Source organism: Vibrio sp. 10N.222.46.A1 (assembly GCF_041473595.1).
Taxonomy (GTDB): Bacteria; Pseudomonadota; Gammaproteobacteria; order Enterobacterales; family Vibrionaceae; genus Vibrio; species Vibrio tasmaniensis_A.
Genome location: NZ_JBFRSN010000743.1, coordinates 1 through 327, shown reverse-complemented (window position 1 = coordinate 327; position 327 = coordinate 1). Strand labels below are relative to the sequence as shown.

1 protein-coding gene is annotated in these 327 nt (G+C 50.8%); it reads right to left on the bottom strand.

From position 1 onward, the window contains the following. The coding region (gene traN, locus AB4496_RS19475) for a conjugal transfer protein TraN (protein ID WP_372131670.1) at nt 1–327 on the bottom strand (327 nt) is incomplete at both ends.

Below are 327 nucleotides of genomic sequence, written 5' to 3'. Positions count from 1 at the left end.
GCTCGGCATGTCTTCTCAGCACAACGCTTTGTGACCTCTTGCTCGATGCACACCCCATTTTGCTTAAGGCGGCAATGTTGAGTTTGAGTCGTACAGTCTTTCGGGAGGTTTGCGCAGGTATTAGGGCGGTCACAATGATGGTCTATCCGATATTTCCAACAATTGAGCGTGGTGGGAATGCCATTAATGGTGCGGGTGGCTCGACCTTCAATGCATTGCTGATGAGTGACATTGCACGAGTTCATCAGGCGGCATTGTGTTCGCCAGGTCATGGTGTTCTTGATGCAGTTCCCTCCGGATAAGGTGAACCCGTTTGAACAGCTCAAG